We start from the raw sequence: 23,098 nt of genomic DNA, 5'->3' as shown, positions 1-23,098 counted from the left end.
CAATTTGGCATCGAAACTGTTGTCTCGAGTTCTTTGGGTTATGGCTTGGTGATTTTCCCTCCGGATAAAGCAGATCGTCTTCATGAGCAAGGAACCGTTTGCAATCGACGAAGTCTTCCGTCGGCTTCGGATCGCCACCGCAGGACTCGCGAAGGCCGCGATGTTCGACCTTCGCGATCGCGGCTTCGACACCCCGTTTGAACAGTTGGTGGGAAGCCTGATTTCCGCCCGGACCCACGACGAAACGACGCTTACTGTCTGTCTTCGCCTCTTTGCCGTCGCCCGGACCCCCGCCCAGATGGCCGCCCTGGAAGAGTCGAGAATCAGGGAATTACTCCGGGGCACCACTTTCGCCGACGTCAAGGCCCGCGATCTTCGCGAACTCTCCCGACGCATCGTGGAAGAGCATCAAGGAGTGGTTCCTAACACGCTCGAAGGATTGACCGCGTTCCGAGGGGTAGGTCCCAAGATCGCTGCATTGACGTTGGCCGTTGGGTTTGGCCAGCCCGCGATTGCGGTGGACATCCACGTCCACCGCATCGTCAACCGTTGGGGCTACGTCTCGACCCACAGTCCTGAGAAGACGGCGGAGGTGCTGTCCGAAACCTTGCCCCAGCACTACTGGATTGAGATCAATGAGAGACTTGTTCCGTTCGGCAAGTTCATCTGTACGGGGACCCGTCCCAAGTGCTCTACCTGCGTTCTACTCTCCATGTGTGCTCAAGTCGGAGTTCTCAATCCTCGATGACAATTTGAAAAAACACATAAATTTATTTGCTTAAATGTGTTGTCGTGTGGTTTTTTTGATGATTGGTTTGCAGAATAACGATGCAGCAAAGGGGATGAAGGCTCTCTCCCCCGAACTTTGGAATATGAATACATTGCAGAAACGGTTGGGCAACCGGTTCGATCCATTTAATCGCCGCGCCGCCACCGGCGAGGAGGGGTCGACTCAAACTTGCCGGCCGGGGGGCTGAACTTGATCCCGACCTGCCAGAGGAGGTCGGGCTGGTGCTTGGCAAGGAGGTATTTCATGACCACCTCGTCCGACGGCGGCATGCCGGGATCCTGAAAGACCACGCAGAGGCGAGCTTCGGGGCGTTGGGTCCGGGCGTCCCAGACTTCGATCAGGCCGTGTGGGCGGCGGGGGATCCGGAAGTATTTGCCGCCGTTGAGCACAGTCACGCAATCGAAGCGGCAGAATTCGTCGAATTCCTTTGCATCGACGACGTCGCGAACCAACTCGGCCGCAACGAGCTCAGGGACTCCCGACTGATAGGCCCCTGCATCGAGCCGCATCGGCTCGTCCTCGCGGGTCGGCTGCGGGGTGCTTCGGCCTTCGATCACCCGGAAGATTTCCCACTCTACGAGTCGAGCATAGCCCGCGCGGAGGGCCGGGCTCGAAATGACCATCTGGGGAAACCCGGCCGCGGCGCGAACGACTTCGTGAGCGAATGCGTTGGCCTCGCGCTGGATCTTGATCATCCAGAACCGAGGGGTTTCCACTCGATCGCTTTCCGAGTAGCGGAACGGTCTGGGGCCCACGTCGGGGATGACGACGTCGGTCTCTTCGCCGTCGCGGCGCATCGCTCTCAGAACGGTGTCGTAGGTGGCTTCGCCCTGCGTGAATTGCTCGGCGGCGTCGAGATGGCCAGTGCTTTTGACGCGAACCACGCGATAGCTGGGCCGTGCCCGAAAGGTCACCTCACGGGCCCGGGGATCGACCGGGGACCGCTCGTCGGCGACGTCAATTTCCCAGCGAAGATAGCCGGTGCGAATCATGGCGTTTCGAAAGAGCGGACTGAGGCGCATCCAGGAGGATGAGCGGGGACGCCCTCCCTCGCCGACCAGGTCGAGCCCAGCACGTCCCTTCAGCCTCCCTGGATGGCGGGGACGAGGAGGATTTCCGGCGCGGTGGCGTCGAAGGCACGAATCGGCCGCGTCTGCCCGGGGCCGTCGAGCCGGAAGGCGAGCCTTCCCGGGGTAAAATGCTCGGCGAAGGCCGCGGCGGCATCGGTGATCGTTTCCGGCCGGTCCTTGTCCCACTCCGCCAAACAGAGGTCGCCGTGACCCGTCTTGAGCAGGCGTAACTTCGCCATGGTGGGAAGACTCCTTGATTTCCGTCCCTTTTCGTCCTCGCCGCGCCGCCGAAGCGGCCCTCCTGCGTGGTGCTGTATTGTACCGATTCTCGGGCTGTCAGGCCAGCGCCGATGGAGTCCGAAGTCGCCGTTTCCAGGCCGTCGATGAGGCAAAACCGCCATTGGGGCGTGATTTACGATCACCGATGGAAAAGTCGTAGGTACGCTTTCAACATTGCCGGAATGCGTTGCGAATAGGGAAACAACTGGGGCCTCAATCCGCCGACGTGGCGGGCATGTTCGACCTGGGTCTGTGTGAACTCACGGAGTCCGTGAACGCCGTGGATTCGTCCGAACCCACTGGCCTTAGTGCCACCAAACGGGGCCGACGCATGGCCGATCGGCGTGACGGCGTCGTTGATGGTCACCGTGCCCGCGTCGAGTCGCCCGGCCAAGGCGCGGGCCGCGTCGAGATCGCGGCCCCAGACACTGGCGGCGAGCCCGAATCGGCTCGAGTTTGCGGCAGCCACTGCCTCTTCCGCATCCTTCACCTGCCGGACGAGCACCACCGGGCCGAAGACGCCGGCAAGGGCCGACTCGGGCTCGGCCGATCGGGCGGAAAGAACCGTTGGTGCAGAGAACCAACCCGGGCCGGACCGAGATTCGCCTCCTGTTACGACTTCTGCGCCACGCTCCACCGCCGCGCGAATGTACCGATCGAATCGCTCTCGCGCCGCTTCCGAGATCAAGGGCCCCATGTCGATGTCCGGCGATGCTGGATCACCCACTCGCAACGAACGGGCCGATTCGGCGAGTTCTTTGATCCAAGGTTCCGCATCACCGACGATGTAGATTCGCTTCACCGCAACGCATGTCTGGCCACACCCAACAAACGCGCCCCACGTCAACGAACGCACCGTCGAGGCTCGAGGCGCATCGGGCAGGACGATGGCCGGGTCGAAACCGGAGAGCTCGACCAGCGCGGGAACTCCATTCGCGGCCAGGGTCGTCAGCACGCGCCGGCCGTTTTCGCTCCCCCCTGTGAACATTCCCTTGTCGACCCGCGCTTCGATCAGCGCGCGGCCCACCTCGGCGCCCCCCTGCACCATCGCAATCAACCCCGGGGGGAACCCGGCTTTGTCCAGGCTCTCTTGAAGCTTGCAGCCCACGAGCGGGGCCAACTCGGAGGGCTTCCAGACGACCCCGTTGCCCGCCGCAACCGCCTGCGCGATTGCAGGGGCATTGAGGAAGAGGGGGTAGTTCCATGTGCCGATCATTCCGACCACGCCCAGCGGCCGATAGCAGACCCGAGCCCCTGGGATCAACAGAAAGGACTGCCAACCGGCCCCGAGTTTCTCGGCAGCGAGCGCTCGTCCCCCATGGTTGATCGTCCAGCGGATTGCGTCCAGGCTCATGACCATCTCGGCCAGAGCCTCCCCTCGCGGTTTCCCAATCTCCTGGCAGATCGCGTCCGCCCAGGCGTCGGCCTGTCGAGCGAGACCCTGGGCCCACTGCTTCAGGATTCTTCGACGTTCCGGCCACGCTGTGATGTTCCAGGAACGCTGGGCTTCACGAGCGCCTTCGACGATGGGACCGACCGACTCGGTGGAAGTCGGGACGACGCGTTCCAACTCCACACCCGTAGACGGGTTCCGAGCAATCAGGACATCCGCGGGGGCGATTGTCATAGGTGCCTCAGTACGAACCGCGGCCTGGCAGGGGGCCTCTTCTTCTGGATTTTCGGAACTAATGGTTATGGCCGAGCTGGCCCAGTCCTTAGTTTGGAGAGACAGGCTTGGTCACGGGCCGAGTCGAGGAAGTGACCGTTGGCCCGTAGGCTGTGCCTCGCCAGGTCACTCGCCCGGTCAAACACATTTTGATGGCACGGATCAGGATGACGTCCATGACAAGGTTCGCCACCGGGAACCAGGCGACGTAACGTGATCGAGGAACCGACATGTGATAAACACGAGCGAGCACGGTGTACGTGAAAATATGGTGAACCACACTCAGGCCAAGGAGCCAGAACGCGAAGGGACTGGTGTGGCCTCGCGCCAGCAGGAAGAGTGCCACCACAAATGCGACGTGGCCGGTCTGGCTGAAAATCAAGGGGTCGAGCAGGCGACCGAGGAGTCGCCAGGGGTTTCGCCCCAGCGCATCGTAAAGGATCCGGCTCCAGCCACGCACGAGCTGATCCAGCGAGGCATACATCCGGGTGGATCCGATCTCCCGAGCGATTGCCACCCGAATCGGCAGGCCCAGCGCCTTGACCCGCGCTGCCAGGCGAATGTCTTCGACGAACCGATCGCGGACCGCGTGATGGCCTCCCGCAGCTTCATAGGCGGATCGCTTGATGAGGATGTATTGCCCGTTGGCAAACGCCAAGGAGGAGCGATCGTTGTTCACCCGAAAGAGCGGATAGGACTGCATTAGGACAATGCCCGCTAACGGCTGCACGACGTTTTCCCAGAACGTCTCGCAACGCATCTCGGGCAAGAGGCTGGTCAGCGCCGCACCGCGGTCTCGCGCGTACTCCATCACGATTTCAAGATTCTCGGGCGAGTGCCGGGTGTCCGCATCAAGGAACCAGAACCAATCCCCTCGAGCTCGGTCCGCCGCCTGTTGAGCGGCATGCGTCTTGCCGGTCCAGCCAGGAGGCAAATGCTCAATCGTGAGAACCTCAATCCGTGGGTCGGCCGTGGCAAACTCACGGGCAATCTGGCCGGTCCGATCCGTGCTCCGATCGTCGACCACGATGATCTCGAGGTTAGGATAAGCCTGAGCACAGACGGAGGCCAGGCACTCGGCCAGCGTCCCCTCCTCATCCTTGGCCGGGATGATGGCCGTCACCAAGGGGGGATGGTCCATCGTCAGCCGTGGAGAGTCGGGCGTGAGGATGTCGAGCTTGCGGAAGATGAACCAGATCGCCAGGTGGCGGATGGGCCACATGGCGATGATTGCGGCGTAGACCCAGAGGAGTGTGCGTTGGGACGGGGTCATCGCGTCGGCTCGTTCGGTTCAGGGATCGGATCTTCGAAGTCTCGAAGCTCGTCTGCACGGGGAAGGGCCAGAAAGCCGAGGGCCAGTGCGGCTACCCAGAACGGGCTGACCGCGTCGAGCCGAGGCCGAACCCACCAACCGTAACAGAGGCCGAGCAGGATCGCGAGCGATCCGATTACCGCCGAGATCAAATGAGCCTGGTAAAATCGCGAGGCGCGGCGCTGGGGATCGTGGAGCCGGGCCCGGCTCGCCCCGACTCGCCTCACGGCATAACTCGAGAAAAGGAGAAGGAAAAGGCCCGCGAGCAATCCTTGCCTGAGCTCGTCGGGGGCGCGCCAGATTGCGGCTCGATCACGCCAACGAAGGACGAGACCACTGAGCGCGATTCCCCCACTGATCGCAATCAAGACATTAGTCACGGATGAACGCGTTCGAGCGAGACACGCTTCGGCGGCCGGTTCCAGCGCGATCATGTCAGGCGAGGCTCCCCGGCGTTGGCGTTGAGCTGTCTGCGGAGGGCAAGAATCAGTTCGACTTGACCGATCGGCTGGCCCGTGCTTCGAGCGATTGCGTCGGGAGTCGCTCCGGTGTCGGCCAGATCCCAGATTGGGCTGAACCGGCGGCCCAGATCAAGGCCGACCGCGGCCGACGACGGCAAGGACGCTGTGGCCAGGCTGGGGACCGCGATCAGGGTTGGACCGGAGACGGCGGTCGGCTCGGCCGCGTCGACTCGACGGGAACGCGAACCCGGTCGTCGCAACGGCGGGCCCGGATGGCCTTGGGGGGCGGGCTCGGCCTGTCTGGCCGAGCCTGCTTTCTCCATCATCGCTTCGAGGTGATCCTGGCGCGTTCGAAGGTCGTCCACGGATTTGACCAGCGCTGAGATCGGCTGGCGGCGAAGCTGTGCGACGACCCAGGCGAGGACGACCAGCGTAAGTCCCAACACCGTGCTCAAGATCACGATCAGGGTCATCAGCAATCTCGGTGACGGAGACATGTCGCGATCCCTTCCATGGAAAGGCGGAGAGTTTCAACGGAAGTGTGTCGATGTCGGAAGCAAAGGCCCGGCATCCTGCCGTGGCCTTGCTTCATGGACGCATCAATCAGGATGAATCAGCCCGAAGGCTGACCAGCACGATCCGAGGCTTGCCGAGATTGATAGGCCGCGTGGGCGGCATCATAGACTTCGCGGAGCGCCACGCCGCGCTCGGTTGCGATTCGGGCGCAGTCATCGTGCTCGGGACTGAACACAGGGGGCCGATCATCACGCCAGCCCAGTTTTCCTTTGATCGGGCCGAACGACGTTTCCACCTCGGTCGCTTGCCGCTTCAGCTTGTGTCGGCTGACCGGGTAGCGGCGAATCCCCAAGGTCGTCGTCTCTCGGAACAAGATTTCCTCGAGCGAATTGATCCGATCCTCGTCGCAGAGGACCGTCACCATCACGCCCGGCCGATTCTTCTTCATCTGGATCGGGGTGAGGAACGTGTCGAGCGCCCCGGCCTTCATAAGCTGTTCCGTGGTGTAGCCCACAATCTCACCCGGAAGGTCGTCGAGGTTCGTCTCGAGAACCCAGATCCGGTCGCTCGAGGCCGGCAGACTGATCTGCCCGACCAGCAGGCGGAGGATGTTCGCTTGGCCAGGAAGCTCGCGTGTCCCTGCTCCCAGCCCGATCGACTCGATGGTCATGGCCGGAACCGGACCGAAGCGGTCGGCGACTGACGTCAAGATGGCCGCGCCGGTCGGGGTCGTCAGCTCCATTTCGACCGTCGACTCGGCCAGAGGTACTCCCTTGAGCAGCTCGGCCGTTCCGGGAGCGGGAAGCGGCATCCGGCCGTGGGCGGCCATGACCGATCCGAGCCCGGGAGGGACGGGGCTTGCTTCGATGCGCTCGGCCCCGAGTAAGTCGAGTCCGACCGCTGCCCCGACGATGTCGACGATGGAGTCAACCGCGCCGACCTCGTGAAAGTGGATCTTTTGGAGGTCGATCCCGTGGACCGTCGCCTCAGCCTCGCCGAGGCGTCGAAAAATCCGCTTGGCCAGATCGTTCTGACGGGGGGTCAAAACGCTCTTGTCGATGATCGCCTCAATGTGATGGAGGTGGCGATGGGCGTGTTCATGAGGCGTGACAACGCGCGCATAGTTGGCGCGAAATCCGCCGCGACGCACGGTCTCAAAGGTCAGCTCGCACGGCAAGCCCAGGCTGGCCACGGCCGCCTGAATCGCCTTAGGATCCACCCCTGCATCGACGAGCGCTCCGAGCGTCATGTCGCCGGAGATCCCGCTGAAACAGTCGAAATAGGCGATGCGCACGCCCAACCCCTTTCGCTGCGACGGCCGAAGGACGGAGAAACGACCACATTTTAGCCATCCCCCCCCTTGCCGCAAGTGAGGAAAAAAATGTCCCGAGGCTTGCAAGCGTATGCGTCTCGGGAAGCGTGTGGCAAGCGTTCTCCCTCAAATGCGAACCGATTGCGGTAAGTCGGTCCTCATTTTGCTAAAACATAATTTCGGAGCGGTTCGCAACAAGTTCGGCGTGGGAGAATTGTCATGTCGTACGGTGGCTACTATGGTCCCTCCAACGAAAATCGAGGACCCAACCTCCGAGTGATCGGAGCGATCATCATCGCGGTCATCAGCATCGCGATCTACTCGTTTCAGACACAAGTCAACCCTGTTACGGGGAAGACTCAGCATATCGCAATGAGCCCGACCGAAGAAAAAACCCTGGGATTGCAAGCCGCCCCCGAGATGGCCGCAAAAATGGGGGGCAAAATCGACCCGTCCCGCGACCCTCGGGCTCGACTCGTTCAGGCCGTTGGCCGGCGGCTCGTCGAACGGAGCGACGCCAGCCGAAGCGAGTACGTCGACAACTACAATTTCTACTTGCTGAACGATCCGGAGACGATCAACGCCTTTGCCCTTCCCGGGGGCCAGGTGTTCATCACGCTCGGCCTGATGGAGAAGATGACGAACGAAGCCCAGCTTGCCGGGGTGCTCGGACATGAAATCGGCCACGTTGTCGGTCGTCACTCCGCCGCGCAGATGGCCAAAGGACGGCTCGGCCAGTTGCTGACCCTGGCCGTCGGCGTCGGCGCCAGCGGCGGAGACGATAATGGCCGCAGGGCCCAGATGGCGGCCGCCATGGTTAATCAGGTCTCCCAACTTCGCTTTGGCCGGGCCGATGAGTCGGAAGCCGACGGCTTCGGCCTCCGTTACATGGCCCAGGCGGGCTATGACCCCTCAGCCATGCTCGACGTCATGCGGATTTTGAAAGCGGCGAGCGGGGGAAGTCGCCAGCCCGAATTCCTCGCAACCCACCCGCTCCCCGAGACCCGCCTTCGCGAGATCGAGTCGATCCTGGCTCAAGAGTACCCCAACGGGATCCCCGAGAACCTCGTCAAAGGCGTTCGGCTTGAGGGAGGGCAACCGGTCGGTCGATGACCGGTTCCCGCGCTTGGCGATGGTTGAGGCGGACCCGACCATCGCCAATCCCTCGGGGATGGGATAAACTTTCAAGGAGAGCCCCGGCCAAACCGTCCGACCTGAGTCCTCGGCTTTCCATCGATCACAACGGTGCTGACCATATACACATGGATATTGCTTACGACAGTGTCTTGCTGATGGCCTACGGTGCGCCTGAGAAGATGGAGGAGGTCCGCCCATTCCTGAATAACATCCTTCGCGGTCTCCCGGTTCCCAAGGAACGCTACGAGGCGGTTGTTCACCACTACGAGTTGATCGGTGGTAAGAGTCCTCTGAACGAGCTGACGGCTCGTCAGGCTCGAGGACTGAGAAATTGGATTGATGAACAGGGTCTCGAGCTTCCGGTTTACGTGGGGATGAGGTTCGCCAAGCCGTACATGTTCACGGCCATCAATGCGATGGTTCAGGAAGGGCGAAAGCGCGCCGTCGGAATCATCCTGGCGCCTTACCGGAGCGATCCGAGCTTCGAGAAGTATCAAGAGACCGTCCAAGAGGTGCTCGATTCGACGGGAGCGGGGGAATTGCTCCAAATCGATTTCGTGCAGCCCTGGTTTGACCATCCCTTATTTGCCGAGGCCCAGGCCGATGAGGTCAGGCAGGCCCTCGAGCAGGTGCCGGAGCCAAGACGAGACCGGGCCAAGCTCCTTTTCACTGCGCATAGCATTCCGGTGGCGACGGCCGAGCGCTGTCCGTACGTCGCGCAGATTGAGACGGCCTGCCGAAACGTCGCGGAGTACCTGGGCGGCCGTCCCTGGAGCCTGGTCTGGCAAAGCCGAAGCGGGAACCCGCGAACCCCTTGGCTCGAGCCCGACGTCAACGCCAAGCTCGGGCAGCTCAAGGACGAAGGGGAGAGCGACGTGATCCTTTGTCCGATTGGATTTATTTCCGATCACGTCGAAGTCATGTATGATCTGGACTTCGAGGCGGCTCAGACCTGCCGCGAGCTGGGATTGAATATGATCCGAGCGGGGACGGTCAATGACCATCCCACGTTCATCAAGGCGCTCGGCGACCTTGTCGTCACGAAGATCAAGGCGGATCGCTAGCCAGAAGTGGCCCGGGGCGTGTCCCCTTGATGGGGGACGGCCGGCGTTTGAATTGGGACCGAGGGGATTTTGCTTTGCCTGAGACTTCGTCGAGACAGGATCGGGTGGTTGTGATCGGCGGCGGCCTTTCGGGGCTGACCGTGGCGCACCGGATCGTGGAGCGCGCGAAGCAGGCTCGGAAGGCGGTCGAGGTCGTCCTCCTGGAAGCCAAGGATCGGATCGGCGGGGCGATCTGGACGAACCGGGGCGATGGTTTCACCCTCGAAGGGGGGGCGGACTCGTTCATCACGAACAAGCCGTGGGGGGTGGACCTCTGCCGGGAGCTCGGCCTCGAGGATCAGCTCATTAGCCCGGACGCCCAGCATCGTCGGTCGTTCGTGGTCCGGCAGGGGCGGCTCGTACCGGTTCCCGAAGGCTTCGTGCTCATGGCACCGAATCGGCTCGGGCCGATCCTCACGACACCGATTCTCTCGGTGCGCGGTAAGCTCCGGATGTTAATGGACTTGATCCTGCCCCGCCGCGACCGCGACGAGCAAGGGGATGAAAGTCTCGCCTCGTTCGTGAAGCGACGGCTCGGTCGGGAGGCCTTGGAGCGACTGGTTCAACCGCTTGTCGGGGGGATTTACACGGCCGATCCCAATGAGCTGAGCTTGCGCGCCACCCTCCCGCAATTCATTGCGATGGAGAACGAGCACCGGAGCCTGATTCTGGGGGCGCTCCGCCAGGCACGAGCTGCGCGATCGACCGAGCGATTTGCCTCAGGGGCTCGTTACGGCCTCTTCGTCACCTTGGCCGATGGCATGGACACCCTTCCCAGGACGCTGGCCGCCGCGCTTCCGGATGGAACGATTCGGACGTCGACTCCGGTGCGCCGGATCCACCGTCCCGACTCGATCTCGCCTTGGCGGGTCGAATTGTTGAGTGGGCTGCCGATCGAGGCGAGCGCCGTGGTTTTGGCGACCGAGGCGCATGCGTCGGCCCGGCTCGTCGACGGCTTCGATTCAGACCTGGCGCTCCAGCTCCGCTCGATTCCCTACGCATCCTCCGTGATCGTGAATGTGGCCTATCGTCGGGATCAGGTGGCGCATCCGCTCGATGGGTTCGGGGCCGTCGTCCCCGCCATCGAAGGACGATCGATCCTGGCGGTGTCATTCTTGAGCGTGAAGTTCCCGGGCCGGGCTCCCGCTGGGAAGGTGCTCCTCCGCGTCTTTGTCGGAGGCGCGACCCAACCTGATCTCTACGAGTGCGACGACACCCGGATCGGCCAGATCGTTCGCCAAGAACTGGGCGACTTGCTCGGCACGTTTGGCGACCCCCTCTTCATGCAGGTGGGTCGCCATCCTCGGGCGATGCCTCAATACACGCTCGGCCACATCGACCGGGTTGGGGCGATTCGCGAGCGGCTTTCCCGGCACCCCCGGCTGATCATGACGGGCAACGCCTTCGACGGAGTGGGCATTCCCGACTGCATTCGGGGGGCGAAAGCCGCCGCCGATTCCGCCTTCAACGCCTTGGCCGACCCCGCCGCCACGGCCGCGGCCTGATTGAGAGGCTTCGGTCTATGTCCGCCTTTTCCGATGCCGAACGTGAGGCCGTCTATCGCGCCATCTTCGAACGCAGGGATTGCCGGCGCTTCCTTCCTGACCCCTTGCCTGGCGATCTGATCGCCAGGCTCCTCAGTGCTGCGCACCATGCTCCCTCAGTTGGCTTCATGCAACCCTGGAACTTCCTCCTGATCCGCTCGATCGAGGTCCGCGCCCAGGTCAAAGCCGCCTTTGAACATGCCAATGCCATAGCCAATGCACAGTTCCACGGTGAGCGGGGCGAACTGTATCGCTCGCTGAAGCTCGAAGGGATCATGGAATCGCCGCTCAACGTCTGTGTGACCTGTGACCGATCGAGGCACGGCCCGGTCGTCCTGGGCAAGACGTCGCAATCCGAGATGGACCTCTACAGCACCGTTTGCGCCATCCAAAATCTCTGGCTGGCGGCACGCGCTGAGGGAGTTGGGGTCGGGTGGGTGAGCATCGTCGAGATCGAGGATCTGCGGCAAATCCTTGCCCTTCCGACCGAGGTCGTTCCGGTGGCCTACCTCTGCCTGGGTCGGGTTGTGGAGTTTCCTGCCTCGCCCGAGCTTCAGAGGCTCGGGTGGCTCAATCGGGTTGAGCTCGAACCTCTCGTGTATGAAGATCGATGGGGCCGGCCAAGCTCCCTCTTCACCGAGAACCCGCTCGATGCCGACGATCCATCGGGCACGAAAACAGCTCCGTAACTGGTCTCCCTCCAATTGCCGTGTCGTGCGTAGGGGGTGAGAGAGGTAGGAGAGGCCAAGGAGGTCCGCTCCCCGGCTTTCATGCCGAAAATGAACGCAGGCCGGTCGACTTGCCACGTCCCGCGATTCGATCGGGATAATGGGCCATGCCTTTTTGACATGAAGGCGTCCAGGTTGCGATACCGTTTGATGTGAAGCAACTCCCATGCCACGAGGGCATTGGCCGCTTGCGTCACACCGTGCGGAGCCTTAAAATCCAAGGCTTGCCTCCATGGGGATCGGACGCGTGGGGTCGTTGCGTCTTCCGGTCCTCGGCCGGGGGTGAGCTTTCCGCGAACGACCAAGCGATTCCGGAGCCTCTCTACGATGTCGGCTGAAAACGGCGGATCGATCGTCAGCATCCTCACCGAGAATCGGGTCTTCCCGCCTCCTCCGGAGTTTGCGGCGAAGTCTCATGTCTCGAGCCTCGAGCAATACGAGTCGCTCTGGAATCGTGCCAAGGATGATCCGGAAGGCTTTTGGGGAGAAATGGCCCAGACCCTTCAATGGTCGAAGCCCTGGGAGAAGGTGCTCGACTGGAACCCTCCCTTCGCCAAGTGGTTCGTCGGGGGTGAACTCAACGCGTCGGTGAATTGCGTTGACCGCCACGCCGCAGGGCCGAACAAGGACAAGGCCGCGATCATCTGGGAAGGGGAGCCCGGCGAAAAGCGGGTGCTCACGTACCAGGATCTGCTTGTCGAAGTGTCTCGGTTCGCGAACGTCCTCAAGGGACTCGGCGTGGTCAAAGGCGACGTCGTCGCCATCTACATGCCCATGATCCCCGAGCTGGTTATTGCCGTCTTGGCCTGTGCCCGGATCGGGGCGCCGCACACCGTGGTCTTTGGCGGCTTCAGCGCCGAGGCGCTGGCAGGGCGGATCCAGGACTGTCAGGCCAAGGTCCTCGTGACCGCCGACGGAGGCTTTCGTCGCGGCAAGGTCGTTCCGCTCAAAGAGAACGCCGATGGCGCAGCGGCCGTTTGCCCCTCGTTGAAAGCCGTGGTCGTCGCCAAGCGAACGGGGCACGACATTGCGATGACCGCCGGTCGCGATCACTGGTGGCACGACCTCGCGGCCAAGGCGTCGAGCGATTGCCCCGCCGAGTCGCTCGATAGCGAGCATCCGCTCTACATCCTTTACACCTCGGGCTCAACCGGCAAGCCGAAGGGGATTCTCCATACGACGGGCGGATACCTCCTGGGGGCGGCACTGACCACGAAGTGGGTGTTCGACCTCAAGGATGATGATGTCTATTTCTGTACGGCGGACATTGGCTGGGTGACCGGGCATTCCTACCTGGTTTACGGGCCGCTCGCCAACGGCGCAACCTCCGTGATGTATGAGGGGGCACCCAACTGGCCCGACGAGGGGCGATTCTGGAAGATCATCCAGGAGTACAAGGTCTCGATCCTCTACACCGCTCCGACGGCCATCCGCGCCTTCATGAAGTGGGGCGAGCAGTTCCCCAAGAGCTATGACCTTTCCAGCCTCCGCCTCCTTGGTAGCGTCGGTGAGCCGATCAATCCGGAGGCCTGGATGTGGTATCACCGGGTCATCGGCGGCGAACGGTGCCCGATCGTCGACACGTGGTGGCAGACGGAAACGGGCTCGATCATGATTGCGCCGATGCCGGGCGCGACCCCAACGATCCCAGGCTCGGCCACCCGCCCCCTGCCCGGCATCGTTCCCGAGGTCGTCACCCGGGATGGCAAGCCGGTTGGCGTGAATGAGGGGGGCTTCCTCGTCATCAAGCAACCGTGGCCCTCGATGCTCAGGACGCTGTACGGTGACGACGAGCGGTACAAGAGCACGTACTGGAGCGAGGTTCCCGGCTGCTACTTCACCGGCGACGGCGCGCGTCGCGATGAGCACGGCAACTTCTGGATCATGGGCCGGGTCGACGACGTCCTCAACGTCGCGGGGCATCGGCTGTCGACGATGGAAGTCGAGAGCGCCTTGGTCAGTCACCCCAAGGTGGCCGAGGCGGCGGTGGTCGGCAAGCCCGACGAGCTTCGAGGGCAGGCGATCTCGGCCTTCGTGACCCTGGAGACCGGACAGGAGGCGTCCGAGGCGCTGCGGCAGGAGCTGCGCGCTCACGTCGTCAAGGAAATCGGCGCCCTGGCCCGTCCGGATGACATCCGGTTCACGGAGTCGCTCCCCAAGACGCGGAGCGGCAAGATTATGCGTCGACTCTTGCGCGACGTCGCCGCCGGCCGCGAAAGCTCTGGCGATACGAGTACGCTGGAAGACCTGAGCGTGCTGGCCAAGCTCAAGGAAGAGGACGAAGTCTAAGCGACCGGGTGGGCACGGCCTACCGGGCCTTTTGCCGAGAGGTTTGGCGGGCATTGATCCCCCCTCTCTCCCCGCGACAGTGAAACCTGGTGGGCTGTGTCTTCCCGACAGGGAGGGCACGGCCCACCAGTCGATTGCCAAGAGGCTCGGCAGGCTTCCCCCTGTGAGTACGACCCCAACGACGTGGCCAGCCATTGCCTGGCTGGTTACGAACTCTGGATCGCAGGTGGTGCCGCTCTTTCGGAACACCAGCCTGATGCTCAACCTCCTCCGAGATGCGATGATCAAGCCGCAAGCCGGCGGGTTCGTATTCCAGAGCGACGAGCGAGGTTGTTATGTCAGACGTTCAGAGCAGCGATGCGAGCGACGTCCCGGTTTCTCCCCAAGATTCGCAGCCCACCCAGGTGCCGGCGGGGCCCAATCTGGAATCACGGGACATTGCGACGGTGAAAGCCCCGCGTTGGCGGCGGTACTTGATCCGTGGGCTGAAAGTCCTGGCCTGTGTGGTCGGCCTTTGGCTACTTGCGGCTTACGTGATCCTTCCTGCGCTCTGGAAGCATTACGAACATCAGCCTGGCCTCGAAAACGCGCCCAAGACGACCCTGACTCCCCAAGGGATCCCCGGAGACCCGCTTAACGTCGGGTTGATCGGAGGGGAGAAGGTGCTCGTCCACGCCATGCTCAGCTCGGGCTGGGATCCGGCGGATCCTGTGACCTTGAGAACCAGCCTTCGGATTGCCGGGAGCGTCTTGCGCGATAAGCCGTACCCCGACGCTCCTGTCAGCAGCCTCTTTCTCTTCGGGAGGAAGCAAGACCTCGCCTTTGAGAAGCCGGTCGGGAATAGCGCATCGCATCGGCACCATGTCCGGTTCTGGAAGTCCAAGGAAGTCGGCCGAAACGGCGATCCCCTCTGGCTCGGGTCCGCGACCTACGACCGGAGTGTTGGGCTAAGCCATCTGACCGGCCAGATCACCCACCACATCGGACCCGACATCGACGCCGAACGCACGGCCTTGATGACCGATCTCCGTAAGGAGGGTTGGTTGACTGAACTGTTTCAAGTCACCGGAGTTGGGTCGACCCTCCTGGGGCGAAACGGGGGCGGTGACCTGTACTACACCGACGGGGAACTGACGGTGGGCGTTCTTGCGTTGAAAGGAGACAAGGAGGCGAAGTTCGCCCGCCTTGCCAACCCGGTCGCCATCCAGATCAAGCAGCAATTCTGGTCGGCGATCCGCCCCTTGTTGGAATCCCTCCCGGCGCAGTGATCGCAAGCCATCACAACGAATCGTCATTGGCTTTGAACCCCATTGGAGACTGACTATGGGTCCAAGCTCGAGAACCATCCTGACCGCGACCCTCGTGGTCCTCTCGACTCTCCGTTCAATCACCTTCGCCGCCGACGAGGGCTGGGTGCCCCTGTTCGACGGTAAGACGCTCGATGGCTGGAAGGTCCGTGGTGGGTTCGCTACCTACAAGGTCGAGGACGGTGCCATTGTCGGCTCGACGGCTGTGGAGAGTCCGAACACGTTCCTCTGCAAAGGGGATTACAAGGACTTCGAGCTCGAGCTGGAGGTCAAATGCGATCCGGCCCTGAACTCGGGCATCCAGGTTCGGAGCCATGTCTACGGCAAGGATGACCCCGATCCGAACAATCGCCAGCGCGCGGGGGTCGTCTACGGTCCTCAGTTCGAGATCGCTCGGAAGGACACCGGCACGGCCGCCCAGGTTTACGACGAGGGGCGCCGCGGCAAGTGGCTCAACGAGATCAAGCCGGAAGCCAAGGACGCTTTCAAAGACGACGACTGGAACCACTACCGGATTGTTGTTCAGGGGGATCGCTACCGCTCCTGGATCAACGGCATTGCGGCGTCGGACTTCACCGATCCCATGGACGATCATGGTTTCATCGGATTGCAAGTTCACGGGATCGCCAAGGATCAAGGTCCGTTCCAGGTCCGTTGGCGGAACGTCCGGATCCGGGAATTGAGCGCGGACGAAGCGGCGGCCCCGAAGCCTCCCGAAGGGTTCCGGGCGATTTTCAATGGCCGTGACCTGACAGGCTGGGAGGGGAGCCCGAGCTACTGGTCGGCCGAGGACGGTTGCCTCACCGGTAAAGCCGACGGCACGCTCAAGTTCAACCGGTTCATCACCTGGCGCGAGGGCCTCGTCAAGAATTTCGAGCTCCGGGTGAAGGTTAAGGTCTCACCCACCGGCAATAGCGGGCTGCAATATCGAGGCACCGAACGGCCCGACCTCGGCGAGTCGGTCGTCACCGGCTACCAGTGCGACGTGGTGGCGAACCGGCCCGACTACAATGGAATGCTCTACGAAGAACGGGGTCGTCGGATTCTGGCTCACACCGGTGAGCAGGTCGTCATCGACACCCAAGGCCAACCCTGGGTGACCGGAACGTTTCCGCTCAAGGACTTTCCTGCCGGCGAGTGGCACGACTACCGGGTTCTCGTCGAAGGAAACCATCACCGCCACTGGATCGACGGCCATCCCACCGTTGACCTGATCGACCTTGACGAGAAGGGGCGCAAGCTGGAAGGGGTGCTAGCGGTCCAGGTCCATGTCGGCCCGCCCATGAAGATCCAGTATCGTGATTTCTTCTTGAAAACGCTGCCGGATGATCTGACACTCATCCCACCTGACAAGGCACCGATACCGGCTGACGCTCCGAAAGTCGCTGCGCAGGGGCAGGACAAACCCAGGGCCGTCGATTCGAAGTGATCTCAGGACGGTGAAGCCTGGAACGTTGATACTTTTCAGGTGAGTGGAGAGCGCGAGTTCCCTGTCTTCTCTGGCCAGCGCTTATTCAAAGATAGCCAAGACAGTGAGCTGATGCTTTCCACTTGCCTTGTTGCTGTTAGTCGTTGACCAGGGGAAGGGTCGACGGTTGGTTCGCTCGCCAGTACATATGCATGAAATTAGTCAGGAGTGCCGCAATCGCGAAGAGAAGGCCAACCGCCACGCCCTGGAGCGTTCCGAATAATATGTCGAGCTTTGTGTTGGCAAGCGCCGGCACACGCACCAGGACAACATAAAAAGATGCCGTTGCCCCAACGCAGCAGAGGAAGGAGCAAAGGATCACGAGAGACCGAATGACTGCGTCTCGCTTGGATCGAGTCCCCATTGTGTCACCCCCAAGTCAATGTCGATCAGGCCAACGACGACTGTAGCAGGAGTGGCTTCGGCTCGCAATCGATGGGTGTCGGGCGGGCCGCGCCCGGTGTGACTGAAAGCAGGGATGGCTGTTTCTTACCAGGTGGACGAATCGGCTCCTATGAGCCGATTTGCAAAGCGCATGAGAATGCCCCACAACATCGGCCGCGAGCGCGTCGCCGATGGTGGGGCTCACTCCGCGAAGAAGTCTCGTCCCATGTCAGATCGGGTAGAGATTCTTGAGTTCGGCTCGGGCTTTGGCGCTTCCTTTGGAGGCCTTGATCAAGGGGAACGTCTTCATTTTCCCATCGACTTCAAGGGTGAGGATTCCGGAACGGATGACCGAGGTGGCGACCCGGACGTAACGGGTCGTTCCGTTGGGCAGCCAAACATGGATGCGCTGGAGATTCGGACGGAAGCAACGGCGGCTCACGCCGGTCGTCTTGATACCTACGCCGCCAAGATACTTGGCTTTACCGCGCGTGGTGATATGGTTTCCAAACGCGGTCTTCTTACCACTGACTTCGCACTGGCGTCCCATGGGACAGGCTCCTTGTCAATCTCGCGCCCTGGCGGTGTTCAGACTTTTTCTTTGGCCAACGGGTTGTGCGGCTTGCTGCGCTGGACGTTGCCGCATTCCTCGACCAGGTCGCAAACCTTGTGCGGGGGCACCGCGAGCTTGCACTGCGGGCAAACATTCAGGGCGGGAGCAACCAGGAAGTCGTGGCTCCGACGCTTTCCCTTGGCTGATTTGGATGTTCGTCTCTTTGGTACGGCCACGACAGACTCTCCCGAAAACCACGCGATCAAGTGTGTTCTGGAAAAGAAAGCTATTATCCGGATTAGACTTGGGAATTCAAGGTCGACTTTCGCCCGTTCCTGCTCTTTTTCGGATCTGGCGAGAACGGATTGCGACGGCGGATCGGCGGGCCTTATCCTGAGGGGATGAACGGATCGGTCCATTGCGGTCCACCAGTCCTAAACTCCTTACAGATCAAGGAATTTGGGCATCCCGGTCATGGCCTGACTCCTTTTTTTCTTCGAATGAGGTCTGATGAACACAACGAACACGACGCCACTGCGCTGGGGATTCATTGGCGCGGGGAAAATGGCGACGGCTCTGATTCGCGGAATGCTTCGCGCGGGGCTCGCCACGCCCGAGACGATCTTCGCGAGCGATCCGATTGAATCGGCTTGTACGTTGCTCGCGAAGGAAACGGGGGTGAACGTCCGCACCTCCAACGAGCAAGTGGCGCGGGACAGCGACGTTCTCATTCTCGCGGTCAAGCCACAGAGTATGTCGGAGGTGCTTCAGACGCTCCGACCTTCGGTGACACCGGACCATCTCCTGATCTCGATCGCCGCAGGGGTCTCTCTGGGGACCTTGGCCGCCGGGCTCGGAGCCGATCGCAGGCTGGCGCGGGTGATGCCGAATACGCCGGCCCTGGTGGGCGAGGGGGCCGCAGGATACTGCCTCGGTCCTGGTGCGCGAGAATCGGACGATCGTGTCGTCCGGTCCTGCCTCGAGTCGGTCGGCCTTGCCTATCGCGTACCCGAGACGCTCTTGGATGCGGTGACGGGACTGTCAGGGAGTGGGCCGGCCTTCGTTTATGTAATCATTGAGGCGCTTTCCGACGGGGGTGTCCGGGTCGGGCTCCCTCGCGACGTGGCAACGGCCCTGGCCGCCCAGACGGTCCTGGGAGCCGCCCGCATGGTGCTCGAGACCGGCCTGCATACGGGGACGCTCAAGGACCAGGTGACGAGCCCCGGCGGAACTACGATTGCCGGGCTGCATGCCCTGGAACGCGGATCGATTCGGGCCGCACTGATCGACGCGGTCGAGGCGGCCACCCGCCGCTCGGCCGAGCTCGCCGCTCAGGCCGCCTCGAAGTGAAAGGGACCTCGTGAAGCTCGGCCTGATTTCCGACATCCACGGCGACCCGTTGGCCTTGGAACTCGCCTGGTCGCACCTGACGGTCATGGGGGCCGATCGAATCGTCTGCGCTGGGGATCTTGTCGGATATGGTCCCTATCCCGATCGCGTGGTGGCCTTTCTCGAGGAACGCCAGGTCGCCTCGGTCCGTGGCAATCACGACCGTTGGGCCCTCGAACGCGGCCTGGGCGTTCCCGACGAATACGGCGGCGGGCCCCCCAGCGCCGCCACGCTTCGGGCTCTGGCCGCCCTCCCCTCGCACTTGCTCGTGGCCGACCTCGATCAGATTGGCGTCATCGTCCACGGCTCACCACGAAGCGACATGGAGTTCATCCAGCGACGAACCCATCCCCCAGCCACCCTTCGCGCCGATCTCCGGGCGCTCGATGCCAACCTTCTTGTGGTCGGTCATACGCATGAACCAATGTGGTTTCGTTGCGATCGCGGCCTGGTGGTCAATCCGGGCTCAGTCGTATCGATGCCGGTGGTGAAGAAAAGCTCGCGGACGTTCGCCCTCGTCGACCTGACGGAACGTTCGGTCAGCTTTCATGACGTGGAGAGTGGCGAGAGGATCCCGCTCGATCCTTGGCCCGAGGAGGATCCTGCTCCGCCGTCGAAGCGGAGCTGAACCGGATTCAGGCCCTTCGTGACATTCTCGCATATTTTCGGCTCTTTTTTGATTCTTGCGATGTGCGCCGGGGCGAGAAAGTGGTAGACTGACGTTTTGGTCTCGAACGAGACTTTCTCGCCCAGAGGGAGATGACGACGCTCATGGAGCGCCCGGACCCCGCCGATCGTCCTATTCTTGTCGTTGATTTCGGATCGCAGTACGTCCAGCTCATTGCTCGGCGAGTTCGGGAACGCCACGCGTTCGCCCGGATCGTGCGTCATGACCTGACGGCCGAGCGAGCCCGCGAACTGAATCCGATGGCGATAATCCTCTCCGGAGGTCCGTCGAGCGTCTACGAACAAGGGGCTCCGCGGTGCGATCCCGGTCTGTTCGAGCTAGGCGTCCCGATTCTGGGGATTTGCTATGGCATGCAGTTGGCCTGTGAGGCCCTGGGCGGCACCGTCCGCCCCTGCCCCGCCGGCGAATATGGCCGGGCTGAGCTCAAGGTGCTCGACCACTCGGAAGACCTCTTTCACGCCGTCCCCGAGTCGACGACCGTCTGGATGAGCCACGCCGATCAGGTCCACGACGCCGGCCCGGATTTCGTGACGTTGGCCACGACGTCAACCTGCCCCTTGGCCGCCGTTCGTCATAAGACTCGGCCCGTCTATGGGATCCAGTTCCATCCCGAGGTTGCTCACACGCCGTATGGAGCCTTGATCCTCGGCAACTTCCTCGATCGGATCTGCCACAGCCGTGGGACCTGGACGATGGAGGCGTTCATCGAACGCTCAGTCGTGGAGATCCGCGAGCGGGTCGGTCCCAGCGATCGTGTCGTCTGCGGTCTTTCGGGGGGAGTCGACTCGGCGGTCGCCGCCGCCTTGCTCGCGAAAGCACTCGGGCCTCGGGTGGTCTGCGTCTTTGTCGATAACGGACTGCTCCGCGCTGGGGAACGGAATGCGGTTGCCGAAGCCTTCGGAGCCCATTCCAACGCGGAGCTCCGCGTGGTCGACGCGACCGAGCCGTTTCTCCGGGCGCTCGATGGGGTCAGCGACCCCCAGGAGAAGCGAATCCGGATCGGCCACACCTTCGTCGACGTCTTTCGCGAGGAAGCGAAGTCGATTCCCGGGGCCCGGTTTCTCGCACAGGGGACCCTCTACCCCGACGTGATCGAGAGCGGTGGCGATCGCGACGGCCCCGCCGCAACGATCAAGCATCACCACAACGTCGGTGGACTTCCCGCCGAGCTCGGATTCGAGTTGATCGAGCCGCTTCGGGATCTCTTCAAAGATGAGGTCCGCCGCCTTGGCCTGGAGCTGGGACTTCCCGACAGCCTCGTCTGGAGGCACCCGTTCCCCGGTCCCGGTCTGGCTGTCCGTTGCCTCGGGACCATTAACGCCGAGCGTCTCGAAGTGCTTCGCCAGGCGGATTCGATCTTTCTCGACGAGTTGCGAAAGGCGGGTCTCGAGCGACAGGTCGCGCAAGCGTTCGCGGTCCTCCTGCCCGTCCAGTCCGTCGGCGTCATGGGTGACGGCCGGACCTACGAGAATGCCATCGCCCTGCGCTCGGTCGACACCGACGACTTCATGACGGCCGACTGGTCGCGGCTTCCGCACGATCTGCTCGCTCGTGCTTCCACGCGGATCATCAACTCCGTCAAGGGGATCAATCGGGTCGTCTACGACGTCACCAGCAAGCCCCCCGGCACGATCGAGTGGGAATGATCCGGAACGGTCTCCCTTTCCGTCGCCCGCGCGTGAATAATGACGCGGGCGATCGCGCTTCCGCGCGAGGCGAGGAACGGCTTTTCCTGGAGCGAAGGAGACCGGACAATGCGTCGGACGTCGATTCGCACGATCGGGATGACCCTGCTGCTGGTCGTCTGGGCCGTCTCGCCTCTCAGGGCGGAGACCAAGACGATCGCCCGCTGCGGGGCCGGGTTCCTTGAGGAAGTCAACGGCTACCGGGTGCTCCACCTCAAGGGAACGCCCTATGAGATGGGCTATCAGCACGGGGCCCTGTTGAAGGACGACATCCGGGAAAACGTTCGCTTTCTCTTCGAGGAGAAAGCGAATGAGCTGAAACTCGAGGTGGCCGGCGCCAATCTCCTGAACCCGAAGCGAGCGATCGGTGGCATCGCCGCAACCCAGAAGAAGTTCATCCCCGAGCGGTTCTTCGAAGAACTGCGAGGAATGGCCGCTGGGGCGGGCCTCGACGCCCAGGAAGTCACCGTCGCCAACTTCATCCCTGAGCTCTTTCACTGCTCCGGGTTCGCCCTGAGCGGATCGGCCACCAAAGACGGGACCCTCTATCACGGTCGGATCCTCGACTACGGCTGCGACTGGCGGCTTCAGGATCACGCCGTCCTGATTATTGCCGAACCGGAGGGAAGGATCCCGTTCGTCAACGTCACCTACGCAGGCTTCATCGGCTCGGTCACGGGCATGAACGCTCGGCAGGTTTCGATCGGCGAGATGGGGGGGCGCGGCCTTGGCCACTGGGACGGGATTCCGATGGCCATCCTGGTTCGGATGGTGCTTGAGCAGGCCAACGACCTCGACCAGGCGGTCGCCGTCTTCCGCGACAACCCACGGACCTGCGAATATTATTACGTCATTGCCGACGGTAAGAGTGGCAAAGGCGTGGGCATGGAAGCGTCGTGGGACACCTTCGGCGTGGTCCCGATGGGGGGAACCCATCCTCGGCTCCCCCACGCCATCAAGGACGCCGTGCTCCTCTCGGCCGGCGACCGTTATGAAGAACTCGCGCGCCGGGTCAAATCGGGTTTCGGAACGTTCGACGCCGATTCCGCGCGGGCGTTGATGGATCGTCCGGTGGCGATGAAATCCAACCTACACAGCGTGCTCTTCGAAACCAAGTCGAGCCGTTTCTGGGTCGCCAACGCCGCCAAAGACGGCGCTCCGGCAGCCACCCAGCCCTACCATGCTTTCCAACTCACCGACTTGCTGACGCACGAACCGTCGTCGCAAGCGCCAACGCTTCCGCCCCCGCCCGCAGATTCGGCCCCCGCACCGAAGCCCGTGATCCAGGGCGCTTCGGTGACTCCCTGACAGGCTTGATCAACAAAGGATTCTACGCCTTTTACAGCCGAGCGGAGCGATTGTCCCTGGCCAGGGGTGAAGCCTCGAGGAGCAGGGATAAGTCATGTTGGATTTCTTT

The 23,098-nt window shown here is 62.5% G+C and carries 22 protein-coding genes; 12 read left to right on the top strand and 10 right to left on the bottom strand.

From position 1 onward, the window contains the following. The first annotated feature begins 82 nt into the window (after window positions 1-82). Complete coding sequence (locus tag SINAC_RS11600; protein WP_015245827.1) at window positions 83-748, top strand: endonuclease III domain-containing protein; 666 nt, start codon at window positions 83-85, stop codon at window positions 746-748. Between the two features lie 167 nt (window positions 749-915). Here SINAC_RS11600 and SINAC_RS11595 read toward each other — a convergent pair whose 3' ends face one another. The 7 genes from SINAC_RS11595 to larC all read right to left on the bottom strand — a co-directional run bounded on the left by SINAC_RS11595 (window position 916) and on the right by larC (window position 7,388). Beyond that, a complete protein-coding gene (locus tag SINAC_RS11595) occupies window positions 916-1,782 on the bottom strand; it encodes a hypothetical protein (RefSeq protein WP_015245826.1) in 867 nt (288 codons plus the stop codon). Window positions 1,783-1,871: 89 nt separating this feature from the next. Next, window positions 1,872-2,099 carry a hypothetical protein gene (locus tag SINAC_RS11590; protein ID WP_015245825.1) on the bottom strand — a complete coding sequence of 76 codons (228 nt, stop codon included), beginning with the start codon at window positions 2,097-2,099 and terminating at the stop codon, window positions 1,872-1,874. Between the two features lie 179 nt (window positions 2,100-2,278). After that, complete coding sequence (locus tag SINAC_RS11585) at window positions 2,279-3,766, bottom strand: aldehyde dehydrogenase family protein (protein ID WP_015245824.1); 1,488 nt, start codon at window positions 3,764-3,766, stop codon at window positions 2,279-2,281. An 88-nt stretch (window positions 3,767-3,854) separates the two neighbouring features. After that, window positions 3,855-5,078, bottom strand: coding sequence for a glycosyltransferase (locus tag SINAC_RS11580; RefSeq protein ID WP_015245823.1), 1,224 nt, complete (start codon window positions 5,076-5,078; stop codon window positions 3,855-3,857). Next, window positions 5,075-5,551 (bottom strand): hypothetical protein, encoded by a 477-nt coding sequence (locus SINAC_RS11575; RefSeq protein ID WP_015245822.1) that lies wholly within the window; start codon window positions 5,549-5,551, stop codon window positions 5,075-5,077. The genes SINAC_RS11580 and SINAC_RS11575 overlap by 4 nt, the downstream gene beginning before the upstream one ends. Beyond that, entirely contained in the window at window positions 5,548-6,075 is a 528-nt protein-coding gene (locus tag SINAC_RS11570) for a hypothetical protein (RefSeq protein ID WP_015245821.1), read from the bottom strand. The genes SINAC_RS11575 and SINAC_RS11570 overlap by 4 nt, the downstream gene beginning before the upstream one ends. Window positions 6,076-6,191: 116 nt before the next feature. Then, entirely contained in the window at window positions 6,192-7,388 is a 1,197-nt protein-coding gene (gene larC, locus SINAC_RS11565) for a nickel pincer cofactor biosynthesis protein LarC (RefSeq protein WP_015245820.1), read from the bottom strand. A 237-nt stretch (window positions 7,389-7,625) separates the two neighbouring features. Between larC and SINAC_RS11560 the strand changes: the two genes are divergently transcribed. The 7 genes from SINAC_RS11560 to SINAC_RS11530 all read left to right on the top strand — a co-directional run bounded on the left by SINAC_RS11560 (window position 7,626) and on the right by SINAC_RS11530 (window position 16,943). Beyond that, on the top strand, window positions 7,626-8,519 hold the full coding sequence (locus tag SINAC_RS11560) for a M48 family metalloprotease (protein WP_015245819.1): 894 nt from the start codon (window positions 7,626-7,628) through the stop codon (window positions 8,517-8,519). Window positions 8,520-8,668: 149 nt separating this feature from the next. Then, window positions 8,669-9,607: a ferrochelatase gene (hemH, locus tag SINAC_RS11555; protein ID WP_015245818.1), complete on the top strand. Its 939-nt coding sequence runs from the start codon at window positions 8,669-8,671 to the stop codon at window positions 9,605-9,607. Window positions 9,608-9,681: 74 nt separating this feature from the next. Further along, window positions 9,682-11,151, top strand: a complete 1,470-nt coding sequence (gene hemG / locus SINAC_RS11550; RefSeq protein ID WP_044147102.1) for a protoporphyrinogen oxidase — start codon at window positions 9,682-9,684, stop codon at window positions 11,149-11,151. Between the two features lie 17 nt (window positions 11,152-11,168). Next, complete coding sequence (bluB, locus tag SINAC_RS11545) at window positions 11,169-11,879, top strand: 5,6-dimethylbenzimidazole synthase (RefSeq protein WP_015245816.1); 711 nt, start codon at window positions 11,169-11,171, stop codon at window positions 11,877-11,879. Window positions 11,880-12,245: 366 nt separating this feature from the next. Beyond that, window positions 12,246-14,207: an acetate--CoA ligase gene (gene acs / locus SINAC_RS11540; RefSeq protein ID WP_015245815.1), complete on the top strand. Its 1,962-nt coding sequence runs from the start codon at window positions 12,246-12,248 to the stop codon at window positions 14,205-14,207. Window positions 14,208-14,542: 335 nt separating this feature from the next. After that, complete coding sequence (locus SINAC_RS11535; RefSeq protein ID WP_015245814.1) at window positions 14,543-15,475, top strand: LssY C-terminal domain-containing protein; 933 nt, start codon at window positions 14,543-14,545, stop codon at window positions 15,473-15,475. A 55-nt stretch (window positions 15,476-15,530) separates the two neighbouring features. Then, the gene (locus tag SINAC_RS11530; protein WP_015245813.1) at window positions 15,531-16,943 is read left to right on the top strand and encodes a 3-keto-disaccharide hydrolase; all 1,413 of its coding nucleotides are present in this window, start codon (window positions 15,531-15,533) and stop codon (window positions 16,941-16,943) included. A 136-nt stretch (window positions 16,944-17,079) separates the two neighbouring features. On the opposite strand, the gene SINAC_RS11525 is transcribed toward SINAC_RS11530, so the two are convergent. From SINAC_RS11525 to rpmF, 3 genes are all read right to left on the bottom strand, one after another. Continuing rightward, the gene (locus SINAC_RS11525; RefSeq protein ID WP_015245812.1) at window positions 17,080-17,346 is read right to left on the bottom strand and encodes a hypothetical protein; all 267 of its coding nucleotides are present in this window, start codon (window positions 17,344-17,346) and stop codon (window positions 17,080-17,082) included. Window positions 17,347-17,595: 249 nt separating this feature from the next. Next, window positions 17,596-17,916: a 50S ribosomal protein L28 gene (rpmB, locus tag SINAC_RS11520; protein WP_015245811.1), complete on the bottom strand. Its 321-nt coding sequence runs from the start codon at window positions 17,914-17,916 to the stop codon at window positions 17,596-17,598. Window positions 17,917-17,954: 38 nt separating this feature from the next. Then, on the bottom strand, window positions 17,955-18,155 hold the full coding sequence (gene rpmF / locus SINAC_RS41175; protein ID WP_044147536.1) for a 50S ribosomal protein L32: 201 nt from the start codon (window positions 18,153-18,155) through the stop codon (window positions 17,955-17,957). Between the two features lie 274 nt (window positions 18,156-18,429). Between rpmF and proC the strand changes: the two genes are divergently transcribed. The 4 genes from proC to SINAC_RS11495 all read left to right on the top strand — a co-directional run bounded on the left by proC (window position 18,430) and on the right by SINAC_RS11495 (window position 22,989). After that, entirely contained in the window at window positions 18,430-19,269 is an 840-nt protein-coding gene (proC, locus tag SINAC_RS11510) for a pyrroline-5-carboxylate reductase (RefSeq protein ID WP_015245809.1), read from the top strand. A 10-nt stretch (window positions 19,270-19,279) separates the two neighbouring features. Next, the gene (locus tag SINAC_RS11505) at window positions 19,280-19,936 is read left to right on the top strand and encodes a metallophosphoesterase family protein (protein ID WP_015245808.1); all 657 of its coding nucleotides are present in this window, start codon (window positions 19,280-19,282) and stop codon (window positions 19,934-19,936) included. Between the two features lie 143 nt (window positions 19,937-20,079). Next, the gene (gene guaA / locus SINAC_RS11500) at window positions 20,080-21,642 is read left to right on the top strand and encodes a glutamine-hydrolyzing GMP synthase (protein WP_015245807.1); all 1,563 of its coding nucleotides are present in this window, start codon (window positions 20,080-20,082) and stop codon (window positions 21,640-21,642) included. 108 nt (window positions 21,643-21,750) lie between these two features. Further along, on the top strand, window positions 21,751-22,989 hold the full coding sequence (locus tag SINAC_RS11495; RefSeq protein ID WP_015245806.1) for a C45 family autoproteolytic acyltransferase/hydolase: 1,239 nt from the start codon (window positions 21,751-21,753) through the stop codon (window positions 22,987-22,989). Window positions 22,990-23,098 lie beyond the last annotated feature (109 nt).

The organism is Singulisphaera acidiphila DSM 18658, from assembly GCF_000242455.2.
In the GTDB taxonomy this organism is placed as follows: domain Bacteria; phylum Planctomycetota; class Planctomycetia; order Isosphaerales; family Isosphaeraceae; genus Singulisphaera; species Singulisphaera acidiphila.
Note: the sequence above shows the minus strand (reverse complement) of the source record. Positions and strands in the feature narration are given on the sequence as shown.